18 protein-coding genes and 1 pseudogene are annotated in these 20,177 nt (G+C 71.0%); 6 read left to right on the forward strand and 13 right to left on the reverse strand.

Annotated features, from left to right (window positions below):
* Positions 1-286: 286 nt before the first annotated feature.
* Together AC4OXY_RS02955 and AC4OXY_RS02960 are read left to right on the forward strand one after the other, a co-directional pair.
* Positions 287-1,969, forward strand: a complete 1,683-nt coding sequence (locus tag AC4OXY_RS02955) for an eCIS core domain-containing protein (RefSeq protein WP_491993062.1) — start codon at positions 287-289, stop codon at positions 1,967-1,969.
* Positions 1,970-2,051: 82 nt separating this feature from the next.
* A complete protein-coding gene (locus AC4OXY_RS02960) occupies positions 2,052-2,762 on the forward strand; it encodes an alpha/beta hydrolase (protein ID WP_356039199.1) in 711 nt (236 codons plus the stop codon).
* A 33-nt stretch (positions 2,763-2,795) separates the two neighbouring features.
* Here AC4OXY_RS02960 and AC4OXY_RS02965 read toward each other — a convergent pair whose 3' ends face one another.
* The 4 genes from AC4OXY_RS02965 to AC4OXY_RS02980 all read right to left on the reverse strand — a co-directional run bounded on the left by AC4OXY_RS02965 (position 2,796) and on the right by AC4OXY_RS02980 (position 7,613).
* The gene (locus AC4OXY_RS02965; RefSeq protein WP_491993063.1) at positions 2,796-4,679 is read right to left on the reverse strand and encodes an eCIS core domain-containing protein; all 1,884 of its coding nucleotides are present in this window, start codon (positions 4,677-4,679) and stop codon (positions 2,796-2,798) included.
* Between the two features lie 251 nt (positions 4,680-4,930).
* The gene (locus tag AC4OXY_RS02970) at positions 4,931-5,467 is read right to left on the reverse strand and encodes a transglycosylase SLT domain-containing protein (RefSeq protein ID WP_402065757.1); all 537 of its coding nucleotides are present in this window, start codon (positions 5,465-5,467) and stop codon (positions 4,931-4,933) included.
* A 417-nt stretch (positions 5,468-5,884) separates the two neighbouring features.
* On the reverse strand, positions 5,885-6,832 hold the full coding sequence (locus tag AC4OXY_RS02975) for a GNAT family N-acetyltransferase (protein WP_491993064.1): 948 nt from the start codon (positions 6,830-6,832) through the stop codon (positions 5,885-5,887).
* A gap of 112 nt (positions 6,833-6,944) precedes the next feature.
* Positions 6,945-7,613, reverse strand: coding sequence for an ALF repeat-containing protein (locus AC4OXY_RS02980; RefSeq protein WP_402065417.1), 669 nt, complete (start codon positions 7,611-7,613; stop codon positions 6,945-6,947).
* Positions 7,614-8,311: 698 nt separating this feature from the next.
* Between AC4OXY_RS02980 and AC4OXY_RS02985 the strand changes: the two genes are divergently transcribed.
* Positions 8,312-9,316, forward strand: a complete 1,005-nt coding sequence (locus AC4OXY_RS02985; protein WP_402065419.1) for a zinc-binding alcohol dehydrogenase family protein — start codon at positions 8,312-8,314, stop codon at positions 9,314-9,316.
* 37 nt (positions 9,317-9,353) lie between these two features.
* On the opposite strand, the gene AC4OXY_RS02990 is transcribed toward AC4OXY_RS02985, so the two are convergent.
* From AC4OXY_RS02990 to AC4OXY_RS03005, 4 genes are all read right to left on the reverse strand, one after another.
* Positions 9,354-10,082: an SDR family oxidoreductase gene (locus tag AC4OXY_RS02990; RefSeq protein ID WP_356036371.1), complete on the reverse strand. Its 729-nt coding sequence runs from the start codon at positions 10,080-10,082 to the stop codon at positions 9,354-9,356.
* Positions 10,083-10,190: 108 nt separating this feature from the next.
* Positions 10,191-10,859, reverse strand: a complete 669-nt coding sequence (locus tag AC4OXY_RS02995) for a nitroreductase (protein WP_356036369.1) — start codon at positions 10,857-10,859, stop codon at positions 10,191-10,193.
* Between the two features lie 158 nt (positions 10,860-11,017).
* The gene (locus AC4OXY_RS03000; RefSeq protein ID WP_491993065.1) at positions 11,018-11,503 is read right to left on the reverse strand and encodes a MarR family winged helix-turn-helix transcriptional regulator; all 486 of its coding nucleotides are present in this window, start codon (positions 11,501-11,503) and stop codon (positions 11,018-11,020) included.
* A 101-nt stretch (positions 11,504-11,604) separates the two neighbouring features.
* Complete coding sequence (locus tag AC4OXY_RS03005; protein WP_356036388.1) at positions 11,605-12,006, reverse strand: cupin domain-containing protein; 402 nt, start codon at positions 12,004-12,006, stop codon at positions 11,605-11,607.
* 240 nt (positions 12,007-12,246) lie between these two features.
* On the opposite strand from AC4OXY_RS03005, the pseudogene AC4OXY_RS03010 reads away from it, so the two are divergent.
* Positions 12,247-12,521 (forward strand): annotated as a pseudogene (locus AC4OXY_RS03010) (GntR family transcriptional regulator); the annotation flags it as partial.
* A 261-nt stretch (positions 12,522-12,782) separates the two neighbouring features.
* Here the strand turns inward: AC4OXY_RS03010 and AC4OXY_RS03015 are convergent.
* Positions 12,783-13,769 carry an SDR family NAD(P)-dependent oxidoreductase gene (locus AC4OXY_RS03015; RefSeq protein WP_356036364.1) on the reverse strand — a complete coding sequence of 329 codons (987 nt, stop codon included), beginning with the start codon at positions 13,767-13,769 and terminating at the stop codon, positions 12,783-12,785.
* 86 nt (positions 13,770-13,855) lie between these two features.
* On the reverse strand, positions 13,856-15,187 hold the full coding sequence (locus AC4OXY_RS03020; RefSeq protein ID WP_491993066.1) for a cytochrome P450: 1,332 nt from the start codon (positions 15,185-15,187) through the stop codon (positions 13,856-13,858).
* Positions 15,188-15,328: 141 nt separating this feature from the next.
* On the opposite strand from AC4OXY_RS03020, the gene AC4OXY_RS03025 reads away from it, so the two are divergent.
* The gene (locus tag AC4OXY_RS03025; RefSeq protein WP_376295420.1) at positions 15,329-15,865 is read left to right on the forward strand and encodes a winged helix-turn-helix transcriptional regulator; all 537 of its coding nucleotides are present in this window, start codon (positions 15,329-15,331) and stop codon (positions 15,863-15,865) included.
* A gap of 74 nt (positions 15,866-15,939) precedes the next feature.
* Here the strand turns inward: AC4OXY_RS03025 and AC4OXY_RS03030 are convergent, their stop codons facing one another.
* Together AC4OXY_RS03030 and AC4OXY_RS03035 are read right to left on the reverse strand one after the other, a co-directional pair.
* Entirely contained in the window at positions 15,940-17,016 is a 1,077-nt protein-coding gene (locus tag AC4OXY_RS03030) for an LLM class flavin-dependent oxidoreductase (RefSeq protein WP_491993067.1), read from the reverse strand.
* Positions 17,016-17,522 (reverse strand): SRPBCC family protein, encoded by a 507-nt coding sequence (locus AC4OXY_RS03035; protein WP_356036353.1) that lies wholly within the window; start codon positions 17,520-17,522, stop codon positions 17,016-17,018. Before AC4OXY_RS03035 ends, AC4OXY_RS03030 begins: the two co-directional genes overlap by 1 nt.
* A gap of 358 nt (positions 17,523-17,880) precedes the next feature.
* On the opposite strand from AC4OXY_RS03035, the gene AC4OXY_RS03040 reads away from it, so the two are divergent.
* Entirely contained in the window at positions 17,881-18,984 is a 1,104-nt protein-coding gene (locus AC4OXY_RS03040) for a carboxylate-amine ligase (RefSeq protein ID WP_356036385.1), read from the forward strand.
* 147 nt (positions 18,985-19,131) lie between these two features.
* On the opposite strand, the gene AC4OXY_RS03045 is transcribed toward AC4OXY_RS03040, so the two are convergent.
* Positions 19,132-20,148, reverse strand: a complete 1,017-nt coding sequence (locus AC4OXY_RS03045) for a DMT family transporter (RefSeq protein ID WP_491993068.1) — start codon at positions 20,146-20,148, stop codon at positions 19,132-19,134.
* Positions 20,149-20,177 lie beyond the last annotated feature (29 nt).

A 20,177-nucleotide genomic window follows, 5' to 3' on the forward strand; every position in this document is an offset into this window, starting at 1 on the left:
TACCGCACCGCAGGTCAGCCGCCGACGCAGCGCACCGCGTCATGCCTGTTCGGGCACCTCATACTGCCCGCCCGGACCTGGCGTCGGCCGGTCCCACCGGTTATCCAGGAGAAGTTGACCATTCCGCCCGGCAGGAGAGGCCCCGTTGCACGATCGCGAGAACGCCAGAGCTGTCGGGACCGACACCGGCCGTGGCCCTGTCCGTAAGCCCGCACCCGCACCTCTCTCGCCACAAACCAGCCTGCTCGGTCTCCAGGGCACGGTCGGGAACGCCACCGTCCTCCAGATGCTCCGCCGGGCCGACCAGAATGTGCCCGCGGTGCAGCGGTCCGCCGTGCACGACGTCCTGCGCACGCCCGGGCGCCCCCTGGACGATGCCACCCGCACCGACATGGAAGCCCGGTTCGGCACCGACTTCTCCGACGTCCGTGTCCACACGGACGCGGCCGCCAAGGCGTCCGCCGCCGAGGTCGGCGCCCGCGCGTACACCAGCGGCCACCACGTGGTCATCGGCGACGGCGGCGCGGACCGGCACACGCTCGCCCACGAACTCACCCACGTCGTCCAGCAGCGCCGAGGTCCCGTCGCCGGCACCGACAACGGGGCCGGCCTGAAGGTCTCCGATCCCTCCGACCGATACGAACGCGAGGCGGAAACCAACGCCAGGCGCGTGCTGAGCACCGCCCCCGTACAGCGCTCGTCCGACGAGGCGGGGGCGCGCCGGCGGACGGGCGGACGCGACGTGGTCCAACGGATGCCGACGTCACCGGCAAGCGCGCAGACACAGGACGAGCAGGTGCAGCAGCTCGGCTTTCTGGTGGCGTTCTACGTCCCTGTGGAGGCGTTCGGCGAGAACGGGGAAGCACCTGCCATGCCGACGCAGGCGTGGCTGACCCGGCAGTCCCCGGACGACGTGGATCTGCTGCGGGTCGAGAGTTCGTTCGCGCCGCCACGCCAGTCCTCGGGGCGCAGGGGCAACGCGGTACAGACCCAGTGGTCCGCCGCCTACCAGTCGTCGTTCTTCGTCTACACGATCGAACTCGTCAACGACCCCGGCGGTCTTGTGAGCCGGACCCTGATAGACACCGACGCCCCGTTCACCATTACGCGCAGGATTCCACGCGGTTCGGGCGGGCGGTCCAGTGGGCGCACGTACGCTTTCGGAGACAGGTGGGGCGTCGATCCGTCCTCCGGGCTGAGCAAGGAGACGGCCGCGCAGCTCTACGGGCTGGATCCCGACGGTTACGTGGAGCAGGGCGACGCCGCTCGACAAGGCCTTGCCCAGCTCCCGTCCGACACCACCCAGGCTGTCACCTTCTACGTTCCCGCCGGACGCAACGACCCGAAGTTCCTCAACAACGACCGGCGCTTCATGTCCACGCAGGGATTCGACGCTCTGGGCAACGCCACGAGGTGGGCCACCGCGCTGTCCGCCCGGCCGCAGGTGGACCGCCGTGACGGCCAGCGCAGCACTGCCGCCGCCATGGGCAACACCCAGGCGCATGCGTGGATGGGCCCTGGAAACGGGGGAAGCGTGGGGCAGCTCGCCAAGTACGAGTGGTGCCATCTGGTGGGTGACGGTGACGGCGGCCCGAGCGCGCCGGAAAACCTCGTCATCGGTACCAACGCCGTGAACACGGAACAGTTGGCGATGGAGACCGGCCTGAGGGATCTCGTTCCCCAGGTCCGAGCCCGCGGCTTCGACATCCGGCTCCAGGTCATCGCCTCCTTGCAGGAGGCTCCGATGGAGTCCGAACACTCCCCCTCCGACTTCGGTCTGCCCGACCTGCTGCAGGCCGACTGGATCAGTTACGACATCTCCCTGGTCCCTCTTGGACAGGTGAACGGCCGACAGCGCGCCGTCCACCGCCAGATCATGGACGCGACGCGCGGCACCATCACCGAGTCCGAGTTCGTCGTCCTCCAGGCAACCGTGAAGCGAGCGATCCGGGCCGCGCTGGACGACTGACGGGGCGGATAGATTGTCGGCGACGGCACCCGGCGGCGGGCAGACGCGTCAGGGGCCCACGGACCGAGAGGGAGCGCCCAGCGTGCACCAGGACGTAACCCGGTCTCTTCCCGCGCCCGGCGGCGCCCTCGTGCCACGCCTGGTCCCGGTGCGCCCACGGGCTGCGGTGCTCCTGCTGCACGGCGGGAGCGAGACCAGCCTTCGTCCCTCGCGCCGCTGGCACCCCGCGGCACTGCGCATGACGCCCTTCCAGCGGGCCATCGCGCTCGCACGGCCGCACGACGACATGCTGATCGCCCAGGTGCGCTACCGCGTACGCGGCTGGAACGGCAGCCGCGCCGATCCGGTGGCGGACGCCGACGAGGCGTTGCGCCAACTCGCCGCGCTGGCCGGCCCGGTGCCGACCGTCCTCGTCGGACACTCCATGGGGGCGAGGGCCGCGCTGCACGCCGCCGGCCATCCTCAGGTGTGTGCGGTGCTCGGCCTGGCGCCCTGGTGGCCGAGGGGAGAGCCGGTGCGCCAGCTGACCGGCCGTCGTGTGGTCGCCCTGCACGGCGATCGGGACCGGGTCACCTCCCCCGGTGACTCGGCCGACTATGTGCGCCGGGCCCGGGAGACGGCGGCCGGAGCGGCGATGGCCGTCGTCCGGCACGGTGACCACGCGATGCTCCGCCGCCACCGGTTCTGGCACCGCACCGCTGCGAGCGTCGTCGCGCACCTCGTCGACCCCGACCGCTGTCCGGACCCCCTGCCCGTGGAGTGCTACGGGACGGGGCCCGGTCCGCTGCTGTGACCGGTGTACCCGCGTTGCCGGCGGGGAGGACGCCTAGGAGGCCGCGGTCTTGGCTGCGCTCCTGTCGGCGCGCAGACGCGTGGCCAACTCGGTGACCGCGGCGTAGAGCGGCTCCCGCTGATCCACTCCCCATCGGTGAAGGTAGACGAGAAGCTGGGTGACGACGGTGTCGTATTCCACGACAACGGAGCTGTTGGGGGCGGTCAGTCGCTCGATGTGCATCAGCCGTTCGTGGGTGGCGTCATCGATCTTGCCGCTCGACTTGAAGAGCGTCGCGTAACGGCCGACCCCCTTCATCGGCTCGACGGCATACTGCAACTTGGCCGCGAAGAGGTCCTTCTGCTCGGCGGTCAGCGCCTGGCTCTGATTCAGCAGTGCTTTCAGGCTGTCGATCTGGGCTGTCCGGTCCCTGGCCAGATTCCGGATCTCGTCATCGCTCAGCCCCTGCCTCAGGAGCAGCAGGATCTCACTGTTGCCGTAGGTCTCGCCGGCGTCCACGTGGGTGAGTTCATGGGCGAGCGAGCCGAGGCGCTCCGTCGCGCCTGCCGACTGGGACAGCGCGTGCTTCATGGTGTACTTCTCGGCAGTTCCATCGGGAGAGAGCGAAGTCCCCGGCATTCCGGTCGTGAACTTGACGATGCCGCTGTGCGCGAGCAGGTCACCGAGGACGTCCCGGGTGATCTGCGGAGCGGCGGCGTCCGACCGGATCTGGCCCAGCAGCCGCAGATCGTCCTCGACGAGGCGGCGCCGATCGTCCTCCGACAGGCCGTTGACGACCCCGTTCAGCCAGTTCGCGAGGTTGGTGTTGGCGGCGGAGAGGTCGCTGTCGACGGGGGCGTTGGTGACCTGGATCTGATGCAGGATCGTCTCCTGCGCGGCCAGCAGACCGCGCGCCTTCGCCAGTTGGTCGGCTTCCCGGTCGACGTCGTCCAGTTGCTGGTAGATCTCCGCGTGAGCCGCTACCTGCCGCAGGATCTCCTCGATGACGGCCGGCAGCCGGATCCGGTTGGATTCCGCGTGGCTTTCGGCGACCAGGGCGTCGACCGCCTGTTGGTGCCTTCCCGACTTGGACTGGTCACGGTATTCCTCAGCGGCGCCCCTGAGCGCATCCAGTTGCCGGCGCCTGGCCATGTAGCTGTTCACCGGCAGCTGGTGATAGGCGGCGAGAGCGTCTTCGACCCGTACGATCGAGGAGCCGCGCTTCTCCAGGAGACCGACAGCGGTCCTCCGCCGGAATTCGACGACCGAGATCAGGCGTGCGACAGGCAGAGCGGCCCCGGCGTGGGGGGCCGAGGCGGGTGCGGCAGGGGTGCCGGCCATGACGTCGGCCGCCACTCTTTCCGCCTCGCGCTCGAAGCGGTCCGAGGGATCACTGATGGCCAGCCCGCCACCGGTGTCCGTGCCGGCGACCGGGCCGCGGCGCTGCTGGACGACGTGCGTCAACTCGTGGGCGAGCACCTCGCGGCCCGAGTCGGACGCCGTGTCGTACCGGCCTCGCTGGAAGACGATGTGGGAGCCGGAGGTGTAGGCCTGCGCGGCGACCGACGTGGCGGACTCGTGTGCCGCGCGGTCGGTGTGCACGCGGACGTCGGAGAAGTCCGCGCCGAGCGCGGATTCCATGTCGGCACGTACCGCGTCGCCCAGGGGACGTCCGGGAGAGCGCAGTACCTCGTGGACCGAGGCGGACTGGCCTTCGGCCGCGTCGGCGTGCTCTGCCCTGGCCCGGCTGAGTGCCTCGCCGACCGCGGCGTTGCCGATCAGCTGCTGCAAGGCGATCACGGCGTCCGGTCGCAGCGGTTCCGGCCGCGGCGTGTCCGCACGCTCCGGGCGTCGCGGCTCCCTCGACCGCTCCGTGGCGGTCTTGCCCGTGTTCCCGGCCGCGGTGGCATCCTCGGGTTGCTTCTTGTGTCCGCGCACGCCTCTCCTCACCGCACCGAGACTTACCGTTCCGGTGTAGGGCGAGGACGGTCCCGACCGTCAGGTCGAAACGGGCAATGTGCGGGCAGAGTCGATGCCTGGCGGGTTCCGGCTGCGGCAGCTTCGAGCCTTCGGGCACTGAAGTGCGCCTGCTCGGGCCGGCCCTGGCCCCGCGGCGTCCGTGTTCCCGCGCGCACCGCGTCGGTCCTGTGTGGTGGCGGTGCGCCGTCGGTGGTCGTCCGACTCCGGGGTCAGTAGGCGGAGTTGACGTTGTCGATGGAGCCGTAGCGGTGGGCGGCGTAGTTGGCGGCCGCGGTGATGTTGGCGACCGGGTCCGTGACACTCTGGGCGGTGCCGGAGACGTGGTAGGCGTTGAAGGTGGGGTCGATGACCTGGAGCAGGCCCTTGGAGGGGGTGCCCTTCTGCGCGTTCACGTCCCAGTTGTTCTGGGCGGCGGGGTTGCCGCCGGACTCGCGCATGATGTTGCGCTTGAGGCCGTCGTAGCTGCCCGGGATGCCCTTGGCCTTCATGATGCCGAGGGCCTGCTTGATCCAGCCGTCGAGGTTGCCGCTGGTGCCGGACTTCTGCCGGGAGGTGGTACGGCTTTCGCTGCCCGCGACCTTCTTGGAGGCCGTGACCGCGTGGGAGGCGGGCGCCTGCGTCGCTTCGGCGGCCTGCGCGGTCGTCGGCATCAGGGTCAGGGCCGCGGCTGCGGCGCCGGTCGTGGTGATGCCGGTGAGGGCGAGAGTGCGCAGGCGGGCGATGCGGGTGCGGGCGGTCATGGTCATGCGGAAGTAACCCTTCGTGGGGGACATGGTCGGTGCAGGCCGCCTCTGACGGCTGCGTGGGGCTGGGCCCCGTGCTGCGGGTGGGAGTGACGGTCCCGGCGGGAATCCGCTCGGTCCGTCGCTTGGTCCCGGCAACGACAGCAATGGTTAGCGGCGGACCCGGCCGAGCGCAATGATGTGACGTACTACGCCACATCGTGGCAATGTCGGAAATGATGGGTTATGACGTATTTATTCCCAGCTCACACCGCTCCGGTCCTACGATCCCGGATAGGATGTGATCTGGCTCCTATGGGTGGCGTCACGTCTCCAGGCCCCTCGGAGGTGTCGGCAGCGGCCCGGCCGAGGGCGATTCCGGAACCCTCGCCCGGGTCGGGGGGCGAACCGGGAGTGGGGGCGGCTGAGGACTCGGGCGCCCTAGGCCCCGGTATTGATGAGCGGCTCGTCGCGTGTGAACGGACGGAACCCGACGCCGTAGTACAGCCCACGTGCCTCGGGATGCCCCGGCGCACCCAGACAGGCGACCGTCATGTGACCGGCACCGGCCTCCCGGGCCAGGTGCATCCCGTGCAGCAGCATCGCGCGGCCCAGCCCGAGCCGCCGGTAGTCCGGATGCGTGCCGACCGGCTCGAATTCGGCGGTCCGGTTCGCCTCGTCGAGCCACATGATCGTCGATGCGGCCATCGTTCCGTCCGGTGCCTCCACCAGGAGGTGCAGGTCGCCGCGGTACGGCGGTGTCCGCCGGACACCTTCGTAGGCCTCGGCCGTGTACGTCGTCGGAGCCCAGGCGTCCACATGAGCCTGGACCGCGGCCCGTGCCCCGGCCTCGTCGGCCGTGCGGAACCGGAAACCGTCCGGCAGCACCGGCTGCTCCAGGACATCGAGGTCCCGCACGTTGAGCTGGGTCCAGGAACCGGTGTCGCCGAGCGAGTCCGGATCGGTGTGATAACCGTGTGCCGCCCATCGCGTCAGGGCGAACTCATCGCCAGCGGCCGGCACCACCGTGCGCTCGACGCCGGGCGCCACGGCGTCGTACCAGCCGATCACCTCGTCCACCAGCTCGCGGTGGCCGGGATGAACCTGGTACACCAGACAGGCGCTGGTGACGTCCGCCACCGACCCGTCGCTCCGCCTCGCCCGGTGCGGCAGTCGAGCCCAGCCCCACGCGACCAGATCGGCACCGGAGAACCACAGCCGACGGAGCCAGCTCTCGCCGGCGCGTGCGTGCCCCTTGCCCCAGATCCAGGCCAGCTCGCCGTACGACGCGTCGCTGTTGACCAGGTCGGGACGGACGGCAGTGACCCGCTGCGCCAGGCTCTGCATGAGCTGTACATCCGCAGCCGTCAGGAGCTCGGAGTCATCCATGGTGCGCCACTGTGCCAGTGCTCGGCCAAGCCTGCGAACCATTTTCCAGGGGCCAGGACCTGAGCGGCCGACGGCTCAACTCCCTTGGCGCAGTTCGCCTTTCCCGGCTGGATCAGCGGGAACGGCGGCGTGCGGCGTCCGCGCTCGTCATCCTCCCCTGGGCGCCCACCTTGTACCGGCCATGCTCCAGGAAGTACCGCAACGCCTCCGGCGTGCCGTCGTCGAGAGCCCGCTCCGCGGCCGTGCGCAGTGCCGCGCCGGTGGCCGGATCGGCGAGGATCCGGAAGATCGCCACGCGGTCGTCCTCGGCCCGGGCGAGGCGGTAGCCGGTCTCCAGGAAGGCGCGCAGGGCGGCCGGCGTGCCGTCGTCGAGGGCCTTGGTGGCCTCCCTGACGACCGCCTTGTCGTTGTTCTGGCGAGCGACGGCGAGTATCCGGAAGACGGCGACGCGGTCGTCCTCCGCCCGGGCCGCCGACCGGCCGGTCCTCAGGAAGTTCCGCTGGTCCTCGATGGTGCCGTCCATGGCCTTCTGCGCGGCGGCGTAGACCGCCTTGCCGGTGCCCGGGTCGGCGATGATGCGCATGATCGCGATCCGTACCTCGTCGTCGGACATCTCGTCCACCGGGGTGGTCGATCCGTCCGCGTCGGACCTTGCCGCCGCGGAGGTGGTCGAGGCACCGGCCGGGTGGTGCGCGGGGGTGGCGGACGCGGGGGTCGCGATCAGGAGCGCGGGCGTCAGCGCGGTGGCCGCGACGGCCAGGGCAGCGCGGGTCAGTCTCATGTGTGGGCCTTCCTTGTGGGGGTCGAGAACACGGACTACGTCCGGAGATCATCGCGGGGAAGGCGCCGGAATCCATTGCCGGAACCAGGAAGTCTTCACGGTGTCCTGGCTGCCGATGCGCAGGCCGCCGACGTCAAGCGCCGCACCGCCCGCAGGAGATGCCCATCGGCGACGGGCCGGCGGGGTCGGCGACGACGTGTTCGACCATGACCGGGTCGCGCGCGGGGCTTCACCCTCACCGACCACGACCCCGCGGCCAACGCCTTCCCCGTAACGTCCGCCCGTGGCAACGTGCATGACGGGCAGTCATGAAACTCGCTGTCGTCCCTCGCCCGCACATCGCCATGGTGACGAGACGTTCGTGGGAATCGCCGAGGCATATGGCGCGTACCCCGGCGCAGAAGGCGTCGCGGCGCCAGGGGCCGCCTGAGCGACGGCACCATCGTGATCTCCGAGTCCGTCACCCCTCCCCGACCGCATCCGGCGGAACGCAGCCTCGACGGGGGAACGCGTCCTGAACCTCGCCAGCGACTCGGCCGTCGTCATCCCCGCATCGAGCCCGAGGTGATCGCCAACCTGGTCGTCTACCTCGCCTCACCCCACGCCTCCGCCACGACCAGCGGGGCGGTACCGCGCGCCGGCCGTCATGCTGGACCACACTGGAAGGGGAGGCGTGCACAGGACAGGGGGCACAGCCGATGCGTGCATGGGTGGTGGCCCGGCCGGGGCCTGTCGAGCAGGAGCCGTTGCGGCTCGTCGAGCGGCCCGTGCCGGAACCGGGATCCGGTGAGCTGCTCGTGCGGGTGCGGGCGTGCGGTGTGTGCCGTACCGATCTGCACGTCGCCGAGGGTGACCTGCCGGTGCGCCGGGCCGGGGTGACGCCCGGCCACGAGGTGGTCGGCGTGGTCGACGGCGTCGGTGCGGGTGTGAGCGGGTGGGCGGCCGGCGACCGCGTGGGAGCGGCCTGGCTGCGCCGTACGGACGGCACCTGCCGGTACTGCCTGCGCGGGGACGAGAACCTGTGCCCCGGCTCCGAGTACACCGGCTGGGACGCCGACGGCGGCTACGCCGAGTACACCACCGTCCCGGCCGCCTTCGCCTACAGGCTGCCTGCGGACGTCGACGACGTCGCGCTCGCACCGTTGCTGTGCGCGGGCATCATCGGCTACCGGGCACTGCTGCGGACGTCACTGCCGCCGGGCGGGCGTCTCGGACTGTACGGGTTCGGCGGCAGCGCCCACCTGTGCGCGCAGGTCGCCCTGGCACAGGGAGCGACGGTCCATGTCCTGACCCGCGACGAGGCCTCGCGACGGCTCGCCCTCGACCTGGGCTGTGCGTCGGCCCGCGGGGCCTACGACGAGCCGCCGGAGCCGCTGGACGGGGCGATCCTGTTCGCACCGGCCGGCGAGCTCGTGCCGGTGGCACTGCGGGCACTGGACCGGGGAGGGGTCCTGGCGGTCGCGGGCATCCATCTCAGCGATGTCCCGGTGCTGCGTTACGAGAGCGAGCTGTTCTACGAGAAGGAACTGCGCAGCGTCACCTCGAACACCCGGGACAACGGCCGGGACTTCCTGGCACTGGCGGCCCGGTACGGCGTCCGGGCCACCACACATCCCTACCCGCTCTCCGAGGCGCAGCGGGCACTGAGCGATCTGAAGGCGGGCCGCTTCGACGGGGCGGCGGTACTGCTGAACGACCTGTGAACCCCAGCGCGCCGCGGATCCAGCGCGGGCGGGGATGTCAGGACAGCCACTCGGTGTAGCTGGTGGGGGCGAGGTGGGCGTTCCTGTCCGTGAGGACGTCGCCCTTGACGGCGGCGAACATGCCGGCCGTGGGGTCGGTGACGACGGTACGCTTGTCGCCCTTGCGGGACAGGGTCATCCGGCCCAACTCGTCCAGGGGGTAGATCTCGGGGCCGGCGACGTTCCGGATGCCGTTCAGCGGGGCCCCCGCGGCGACCTCCGCCACCGCGGCGGCCACGTCCTTGGAGGCGATGGGCTGGATGGGCGTGGCGGGCAGCCGGACGGTGTCGGCGTCGGCCGTCCAGGACAGGACCGCGTCCATGAAGTCCATGAACTGCGTGGCCCGCACGATCGAGTAGGGGATCGGCCCGGCCGCGAGGATCTTCTCCTGGAGCAGCTTGGCGCGGTAGTAGTCCAGCTCGGGCACCTGGTCCACGCCGACGATCGAGAGGACGACGAAGTGGCCGGCACCGCCCTTCCGGGCCGCGGCCAGGAGGTTGTCCATCGAGGTCTGGAAGAAGGCCAGGGAGGCTTCGTCGAAGGTCGGGGAGTTCGTCAGGTTGACGACGACGTCGGCTCCCGCCACCGCCTCGTCCAGCCCCTGACCGCTGATGATGTCGACTCCGGTGGACTTCGAGTGCGGTACCGCCTCGTGTCCGGCCGCGTTCAGGTCCTTGACGACCTGCGACCCGATCAGTCCGGTACCCCCGATGACTGCGATCTTCATGACATACCTTTCGTCCGGATTACGTGCGCAATATGGCATACGGAACGTCGTGTGGGCGGGGCATGAATCAGCCCGTCGCACCTGTGGACCGACCGAGGAGGGGCCGCGTCAGAGTCCGTCGACGAACGTGACCGTCTCGTCGAGCGGCGCCCGGCCCGTGCGCTCACCATGGACCTTGACGTCCTCATATCCGATCGCCATGCCACAGAAGAGGACGAGGTTCTCCGGCGGTGACAGGACTTCCGCGACGGTCCTGCGGTACTCCGACCACGCCATCTGCGCGCAACTGTGCAGACCTTCGGCGCGGAGCAGCAGCATGACGGTCTGCAGGAACATGCCGACGTCGGACCATTGGGCCGGGCCCAGGTCGCGGTCGATGTAGCAGAACAGGGCGGCGGGGGCTCCGAAACAGTTCCAGTTCTCGGTGGCGGCCCTCCGGCGCGCCTCCCAGTCCTCGCGGGCGATGCCGAGTGCGCCGTAGCGCACCTTGCCGAAGTCGGATCGGCGCTCGCGGTACGGGGACTTCAGGTCGGGCGGGTACATCTCGTACTCCCGCTCGTCCCAGGGGTCGCCTGCGGCCAGCCGTTCGCCGGCGCGCTTCTTTATCTCGGCCAGCGGCCCGCCGGTCACCACGTAGGCGCGCCACGGCTGGATGTTCGATCCGGACGGCGCCCAGGCCGCGGCGGACAGCACCCGCTCCAGCGTTTCCCTCGGCACGGGCCGGTCGGTGAACGCGCGCACCGCCCGTCGGCTCGTGACGGCCTCATAGACGTCCATGATCGCCCGCCTCCATCCACTCAACGAGTTCAGCTTCGTTACGCTCAAGATAGTATCACTCGATACCGTATCGAGCTCAACTATCTCGGCGTGGATCTCGGCTCTCGGTGGTTCGCGCGTCGCGACCGGCGCGGCCGGAAACCGGCGCGCGGGCGCCCTTACGCCTCGCCGTCCACGGGATGGGCGAGCCGGGTCAGCAACTCCGTCAGTTGCTCGGGCTCCCGGGCGGCCAGTTCGGCGACCAGACGCTCGGCCAGCGGCTCGGCGGCCACGTGGGCCGCATCGAAGAGTTCGATTCCCTCAGGGGTGATCTCCACCGCCCGCGCCCGCCGGTCCCCCGGAACGGCCTTGCGTACGGCCAGACCCTTGCGCTCCAGGTCGTCCACGACCCGCATGATTCCCGCCTTGTCCGACCCGGTCGCCGCCGCCAGGTCCCGCTGCACCGTGGGCCCGTGGTTGACCAGCACGATCAGCACGGCGAAATGTCGCAACTCGATGCCGAGCGGCCGAAGCGCTTCCCCCATCAGCGCGGCAGCACGCCAGTGAGCCCGGCGCAGCAACAAGCCCAGCGCGAAGGGCGACCGGTCCCCAGGGCGGTCGGTCGCGCGCGGGACGGCGGGTTGACGAGGAGCATTGGCAGCCATGAGGGAACATTACCAGCCATCCACTCATTCGATACGGTATCGAATGAAACCATATGAGGGGTGGCTTTCGCGGGGCCCGGCCTGTGAGATCAGGCGGCAGGTCAGCCGGTGGGACGTGGGGCGCGCAGATGGGCCCGCTTCTTCAGTTCGTCCTCGTCGACCAGGGTGAGCATCGGCTGGCCCGGGGCGCACATCATGACCAGGACGAACCTGGCCGGCGCGTCCGACAGGGCGTTGCCGTCCTGGTAATGGATCACGTCACCACCGGGCTCCCAGAACGTCTCACCTGCCTTGATCACGCGCTCCGGCTCGCCCTCCAGCTCCCACCGGACCGCGCCGTCGATCACGTAGCCGAAACACGGCCCCGAGTGGCGGTGCGGAGGAGTCCCGGGGTCACCGGGAGGCCACTCGACGAGGACGGTCATCCCCGAAGCGCCCTCGGGAATGAACGGCGGCTTGACGTCCGCCAGCATCTTGGGTCCGACCCCGGTCACCGATGCCATCTCGCGTATCTCGCGCACGGTGCTGCACCTCCTGGGCCCTGTCGTCGGACTCCCGCCCGCAGGGGCCAAACGGCACTCCACGGCACTCCGGCCGCAGGTCCGTTCCACCGCCGAGCGGGCAGCGCGCCGGCCTTCCTCGCCTGGACGCCGTTCCGGTTCATCTCACGGTTACACGTTTTCACACTCACGACCGACGGCATCTCGGGGCGCGACCTCGTCCCGCCGGAGGCACCGCCCACGATGCTTCGCGGGCTCGCGCACCCCTCGGCGTTTGACATCGGTGTCGGGCATCCACCACGCCCGGCCTATGTGCAGATCGTCGAGCAGACCGAGCGGGCGCTCCGGATGGGCGTCTTGAAGGTCGGGGACAGGGTGCCCACGGCCAAGCAGGTGCGGCGGCGACCGCCATCAACCCCAACACCGTGCTCCGGGCCTACCGCGGCACGAAGCAGGCCGGCCTGGTCGAACTGCGCCGGGGCCTCGGAACCTTCGTGACGCGGTCGCTCGCCCGGCCCACGCACATGGACATGCGTGAGGTGGCCGAGTTCATCGCCTCGGGCGCCATCGCGCTGCCGCCGCGGAAGAGGTGGCGCAGGGCGCCGCGGCCTCGGCGCCGCCGGCGGCATCGCCGACGGTGGAAGGCATCACCGGCCGCTGTTTCGAGGACCGTGCCGAGGCCGAGCCGGTCGCCGGCGTCGCACCCTACGCCCTGGACGGCTGTGGGCCGTGTCCGAGGATCTCGCCCGGTCGTCGAACCGGCCACGGGTTCCCGGAAGTTACAGCGAGTCCTCGGCGGGGGCGGCGGGGAACGCGTTGACTCCCGTCAGCTCCGCCGAGAGCTCCCACAGCCGGGCCGCCTGCTCCGGGTCGATCGCCCACTCCTTGACGCCGAGGGGCCCGGCGTCGCCCTCCGGCGCGAGTTCGGCGATGTCGCAGTCCTCCAGATAGACGCCACCGATCCCGTCCAGCTGCGGCGAGGTCGCCGCCCACACCTGGGTGGCCGCACCCTGCGGCGGGGTCTTGAAGCCCTTGGGGTTGAGCACGTTGCCGTCCTCGTCGATCCAGCCCCGCTCGATCATCTCCTCCTTGGGCAGATGCCGCTGGAGCGGGGTGATGATGCCACCGGGGTGCAGGGCGAAGGCCCGGACGCCGGCATCCCGGCCGAGCTTGTCGAGCTGGACGGCGAACAGGACGTTGGCGGTCTTGGCCTGACCGTAGGCCTCCCACTTGTCGTAGCCCTGCCGCCAGTGGATGTCGTCCCAGCGGATGCCGGAGAAGTGGTGGCCACGGGAGGAGACGGAGACGACCCGGGCGCCGCCGCGTGCGAGCGCGGGCCACAGACGGTTGACGAGGGCGAAGTGACCGAGGTGGTTGGTGGCGAACTGGGCCTCCCAGCCGGGGCCCACCCGGGTCTCCGGGCACGCCATGATCCCGGCACTGTCGATCATGATGTCGATCGTCCGCCCGGAGGCGAGGAACCGCTCGGCGAAGCCGCGCACGCTCTCCAGGTCGCCGAGGTCCAGCTCGTCCAGTTCGACGCCGGAGATGCCGGCCAGTGCCTGTTCGGCCGTGGCCGGGCGGCGGGCGGGCACGACCACGTGGGCGCCGGCCTTGACCAGCGCCCGGGTGGTCTCCAGGCCGATCCCCGAGTAGCCGCCGGTGACGAGGGCGAGTTTGCCCGTCAGATCGATGCCGTGCAGGACGTCGTCGGCGGTGCTGGTGGCGCCGAAACCGGATCCGATCTTGTGCTGTGCAGTGCTCATGTCCGGAACGCTACGAATTCGAGTGCACTCGAAGTCAAGTCGCGCCCTGCGCGCCCCGCGGGAAACCGTCTCGTACCACACGCGCCTCACGCGAGTGACGGTTGCAGGGTGGCGGGTGTGGGGCCGTCCGGGCGGACGGTGATGCCGTACGCGGCCTTCTCGGGGGTGGAGCTGAAGACCGGTGTGTGGTGCGGCAGCAGGTGTTCGAGCAGGACCGTCGATTCCCGGAGTGCGAACTGCATGCCGAGGCAGGCGCGGGGGCCGATGCCGAAGGGGTAGTACGCGCCGGGCCGGGTGGGGCGGGCGTCCGGGGTGGTGAAGCGCAGCGGATCGAAGCGGTCCGGATCCGACCACAGTCGGGGGTCACGGTGGGTGAGGTACGGGCAGACCAGAATGTCCGTACCCGCGTCGACGGCGTAGCCGGCGAGGGTGTCGTCCTCGGTGGCGTGGCGGGGCAGGATCCAGCCGGACGGGTAGAACCGGAGCGTCTCATGGACGAGAGCCTGGACGGCCTCGCGGCGTCGCTCCGATCCTTCACCGCCCGCCGCGAGGGCTTGCTCACGGGCAGCGGGATTCGCGTCGAGGAGCAGGTAGAGCCAGGTCAGGGTGGTGGCCGTGGTTTCGTGCCCGGCCACGAGCAGCGTGACCAGTTCGTCGCGGATCAGCCGGTCCGTGTACGCGGGGTACTCGGCCGCGGCGTCGATCAGGACGTGCAGCAGGCCAGGGCCGTCCGGCCCGGTCGACCCGCTGCGCACGGCTTCGATGGCGTGCCGGGCGACCGCGTCGATCCGGGCGAGATCGGCGGCGACGGCGTCCTGGGCGTGGCGGACGTCAGCCGGCAGCGTCGGCAGCGCGGCTGCCACGGAAGCCACGGCGGCCAGTTCACGATCGGTCTCGTCGTCGAGGGGGTGCCCGGTGAGGGAGCGCCAGATGGTGTCCAACGCGAAGCGCCGCATCTCCTGCCCGACGTCGAAGGACTGCCCGGTACGGGCGTACGCGGCCCAGCGTCCGGCGGTGGTCCGGGCGGCCTCGGTGATCCGCCGTTCGTAGCGCCGCATGCCGATGGCGGTGAACTGGCTCTGCAGCAACCGGCGTTGCTGCCTCCAGGCGGCACCGGTGGCGGACAGGACCCCGTCGCCGATGAGCAGGCGGGCGCGGTGCGACCGTTTGACGTACCGCTCCGGGTGCCTGGCGAGTACGTGTTGGACCGCCTCCGGGTCGGTGACGAGCACGGTGGGGGCCGGTCCCAGGCGGAACGCGGCGACGCCGCCGAACTGCTCGCGGACCTCGGACAGCAGTTCCACCAGTTCGCCGCCCGCCGCACGCCACCGCTCCACCAGTGCGTGACCGGCTTCGGGGACCGGCCACCCCGCTCCGGAAACGTGTGGGAGGGAGCCGGATCCGGCTTCGATGCCCATGCTTCTTCTCCTGGTTCCCTGGTCTCCTGCCCGGCTCGGCTCGCCGAGGCACCAGACGTAGTGTGGGGTGTGTTCCCCGCGATCTGCACGATCACCTTCGCCGGCTGCTGAGTCTCACGAGAAGACTCGTACCATCGCCGTATGAGACGCACGTCGTTCGCGAACTGGCCGTGTTCGGTGGCCAGGACCATGGATCTGCTGGGCGACTGGTGGACTCCCCTGGTGCTGAGGGAGGCCTTCTACGGGATCCGCCGGTTCGACGCGTTCCAACAGGAGTTGGGCATCGCCCGGAACACGCTGGCGGAGCGGCTGCGCAGGCTGGTGGAGGCGGGCCTGTTGGAGAAGCGGGTGTACGAGACACAGCCCGTGCGCCACGAGTACGTGCTGACCGAGTCCGGTCGCGATTTCTACGGTGTCATCCTCGCCATGACGCGGTGGGGCGACCGGTGGCTCGCGGACGAGGAAGGGGCACCGGTGATCACCCGGCACGAGACCTGCGGTCATGACGCCCACGGGGAGGTGGTGTGCTCGCACTGCAAGGAGCCCCTCGCCTGGGAGGACGTCACCGCACGGCCCGGCCCCGGCTATCCCGCGCGACTTCTCGACCGGCCGGCCGTCCGGCGGCGTTTCCGGCTGGATGAGTCGGGGGAAGGGGCGCCGGATCCGGACGCCGGGTGATCTCGGCGTCCGGATCCGGCGCTCGCGGGACGCCGATCACACACGTATGCGGGGAAGCAAGTGCGCCAGGTGTCTCAGCCGCTCTGCGACGGCTCAGGGCTCACGTCGACCTCACGGACCAGTTCGATCGCCCTGGCCAGGGTGTCCAGCCGGTCGCCCAGGGTTTCTCCGGCCGGATAGAGGCGTACGGTGGTGACGCCCGCGTCGCGCCAGACCCGTAGCCGCTCGCGGACCATGTCCTCCGTGCCGATGAGCGTCGTACCGAGCACCATCTCGTCGGTCACGAGACCGACGGCGCCGTCCCGGTCACCGCCCTGCCACCGCTCGCGCACCTCGGCCGCGGCCTCGGCCCAACCCTGTCGGCTGTAGGCGTTGTTGTAGAAGTTGGTGGACGCCGACCCCATGCCGCCCAGGCTGAAGGCGAGTTCCTTCTTGCGTCCGGCGATCATGTGGCGGAGCGCGTCCGCATCCGGTGCGAAGGCGACTTCGGCGCCCTGGCAGACGTCGAGGTCCGCTCGGGTACGACCGCTGCGGGCCAACCCCTCGTCGAGGTGGGCGAAGTAGGCGTCGGCCGCGCCCTCGGGCACGAAGCTGGTGCCGAGCCAGCCGTCGGCGACCTCGCCGGTCAGGCGGAGCATCGCCGGGGACAGTGACGCCAGGTAGACGGGGATGTCGTACTCGGCGCGCATCGACAGTCGCATCGGGACGGCCTCGCTGCCGGCCAGCGGGATCGTGAACTCCGCGCCGGAATAGGAGAGTCGGTCGCCGTCGAGGACCCGTTTCACGATCTCCACGGTTTCGCGCATGCGCCTGAGCGGCCGGGCGAAGGGCACTCCGTGCAGTCCCTCGATCACCTGGGGGCCGGATGCGCCGAGACCGAGCAGGAAGCGTCCGCCCGACAGGTTGGAGAGGGTGACGGCGGTCTGTGCGACGGCCGCCGGCGTCCGTGTGCCCAGTTGCATCACGCCGGACCCCAGGAGCAGCCGGTCGGTTCGTGCCGCGTAGTAGCCGAGGGCCGAGGGCGCGTCGGAGCCCCACGCCTCGGCGACCCAGCAGATGTCCAGACCCAGTTTCTCGGCCTCGACGACGAAGTCCGTGTGGCCGGACCAGGATTCCCCGCCCGAGGCCTCGATGGTGGTGGCCGTCCGCATCACGCCTCCGCCCGCTGCTTGATCTGCGCCAGCGTGTGCGTCATGGCGCGCTCGAACTCGCGCATGCGCACGAAGACGATCTTCTGTTCCTTCTCCGGCATCCGGTCGATCGCCATGGACAGCCCGGAACGCCCGGGGCCCAATTGCATCCACTGCGACAGTTCCGTCCCGCCGTCCCTGGGCCGAAGCCGGAAACGCCAGACCGCGGAGGGATGGGCCGGATCCTCCACCGCCCAGGCGAGGACGGACCGCGGTTCACACTCGATGACGTGGGACGTCGTCTCCCACCTGCCGAGCGCCTCGTGCTCGCTGCGGCCGACGAACCTCGCCCCCACCGCGGGACCGGCCGCCCCGTCTAGCCATTCCACGGACCGGAGCTCCTCACTCATGCCCGGCATCAGCTCGATGTCGCTGACCATGGCCCACACCGTGTCGGGTGAGGCGTCGATCCATACCCGCACCTCGGTCGTGGGTGTGTCCGCGTAGCACGCGCCCGTCCATTCCAAGACCGCCCGCCTCCTCGTCAATTGTAATCTTGACCTCCAGAGTTGCTTTATGAGACTTACGTGTCAAGGACGCAGGTCCACGGACGACGCCCGTGGGCGGACACGGGCCGGCCACGGGGCGGGGCCGCTGTGCCCGGACCGTACGGGCCAAGCCGGACCGGTGTTCCGCCGGCACGGAACCGGGGTTCTTCGGCCATCTGCCGCTTCGTTCGCGGCGTTTCCCCCTCGCGGCGGGAGCCCGGCGGTCGCCCGGTGAAGGATCCCGACTGTGGAGAGCCGAATATCCCGCAGCGAGAGATCACCCGCCCCCGAGACCGGCAGCGGGCCGGTGGCAAGGGTGAGGGGGCCGTTGTTGACGGTGGGGGTGGAGGAGGAGTTCCTCCTCGTCGATCCGCGGACGCGGCTGCTGACGCCGGTGGCCGCGCCGGTCATCGCGACCGCCGAGGCCAGGCTCGACGACCGGGTCGCCCCGGAGCTGACCCGCTATCAGGTCGAGACGCGCACGGACCCCCACCGGGATCTGGGCACGCTCGCCGAACAGCTCTATGCCAACCGGCTGCACCTGTCCCGCGCGGCCTCCGCCCACGGGGCCGGGCTGGTCTCCAGCGGCACCCCGGTCCTCTCCCCCGCGGGTGCCCCGCCGTTCATGCCCGGTGACCGGTACGAGCGCAGTGCGCGGGCCTTCGGCGCGCTGGACGAGGAGCAGGTGTGCTGTGCGTGTCACATCCACGTGGGGATGGACAGCCGTGAGGAGGCCGTCCGGGTCAGCAATCATCTGCGGGCCTGGATCGCGGTGCTGATCGCGGTGGCGGCGAACTCGCCGTTGTGGGGCGGGCGGGACACCGGCCACGCCAGTTGGCGCACCGTGTGCTGGGCGCGCTGGCCGGCCGCCGGGCCCCCGCCGTACTTCGAGTCGGCCGACCACTACGACGACCTCGTCGCCACCCTGATCGGCACCGGTGTGGTACTCGACGCAGGGGGGATCTACTGGGACATCAGACCCTCCCACCACCTGCCCACCCTGGAGGTGCGGGTCGCCGACGCGGCCCTGACCGTGGACGACACCGTACTGTTCGCCGCCCTGGTTCGCGCGGCGGCCGCCACCGCGCTGGCCGAAGTCCGCTCCGGTCGGTCCGCCCCACGCCCCGACCCCCATCTGCTGCGCGCGGCATCGTGGCATTCGGCCCGCGAAGGCCTCACGGGTACGGCTCTCGACCCGGTCTCCCGCCTGCGCACACCGTCCTCGCGCCGGATGCGCAGCCTGCTGGACTGGATCCGCCCCGCGCTTGACCGGCACGGCGACAGCGCCCTGTTCGACTCCCTGCTCTCCCGGCTCGACCTGCACGGCACCGGCGCGGTCCGGCAGCGCGCCGCTCTGCGGCAGCGGCGGCGCCCGACCGACACCGTCGACTACCTCATCGCCCACACCCTGACGGCTCCGGGCGGCGGTGGCCGGGGGTGACGGCGCCCGGGCACCGCAGGCCGCCGGCGGGCGGTCCGCCGGGCGCCACGGCCCAGGGCATGAGGCGACGCTCACCGCGGAGACGGCCGCGCACGCCGCGTGCTGCCGGCGCGGGCACCGAAGGGGCGCCCGGCCACGGCCGTGGCGCTACCCGCCGCCGGCGCGGCCGACCAACTCGTCCCGCGCTTCCTCGGACAAGGGCGCGCTCTCGCGGTGCACTCCGTCCGGGCCCGCCGGGAGGCCGTCGCGGCCCGGAGAGGCCGGGCCGTCGTCGTCCGCTTCCCGCGCCGCCGCCCGGCGGGACGGCATGGTGAGCACGGCGAGACAGCAGACGACCAGGGCGATGCCGATCCAGCCCGGCGTGGGGATGCGTTCACCGACGACCAGGACGGCCAGTACGGCGGCGACGGCGGGCTCCAGCAGCGACAGCGTGGTCGCGGTGCTCGCCGGCACGTGCGCCAGACCCCAGCCGAACAGGACGTAGCCGAGGAACATGGGCACCAGGGACATGTAGGCGCCGACGGCCGTGCTGGACCATGAGTCGAGAAGCGGACCGCCGGTCGCCAGCAGTACCGGCATGAGCAGCAGGCCGCCCGCTCCGAACACGGCGCCCATGGCGGCGCGGGAGCTGATGCCCCGGCTGATCAGGCGGTGGGCGGCCCAGGAGTAGAGGGCGTAGGTGAAACCGGCGACCAGGCCGAGCCCGACGCCGAGCACGGTCGACCCCGCGGATCGGGCGCCGGTGTGCTCACCGGCCGCTTCGGCCGCTTCCGCCACGCACAGCAGCGCCGTACCGGACAGGCCCAGCACCGCACCGACCGTCCAGCGGCGCGTGAGCCGGCGCCTGTCCACGACGCGTTCGACGAGGGCCGAGGCGAGCGGGGCCGAACCGATCGAGACCACGGTTCCGGCGGCGACTCCGGCCAGATGCATGGAGCTGTAGAAGGCCAGCGGGTAGACGCCCACCGCCAGGGCGCCGAGCAGCACCGCACCGCGACGCTCGCGCAGCGCGGAGGCTTCCCCGGCGATGCGGGGGCCGGCCATGACGGCTTGGAGCAGGCCGCCCAGGCCCATCGCGGCGGCGCCGATCGCGAGGGGGCCGACGTCGGGGGCGAAGGTCGCGGCGGTGCCGGTGGTGCCCCACAGCACGGATGCCAGCAGCACGCAGAGCGATCCCATGCCGACCGAGCGGG

The sequence above is a fragment of the Streptomyces sp. HUAS MG56 genome, from assembly GCF_058673395.1.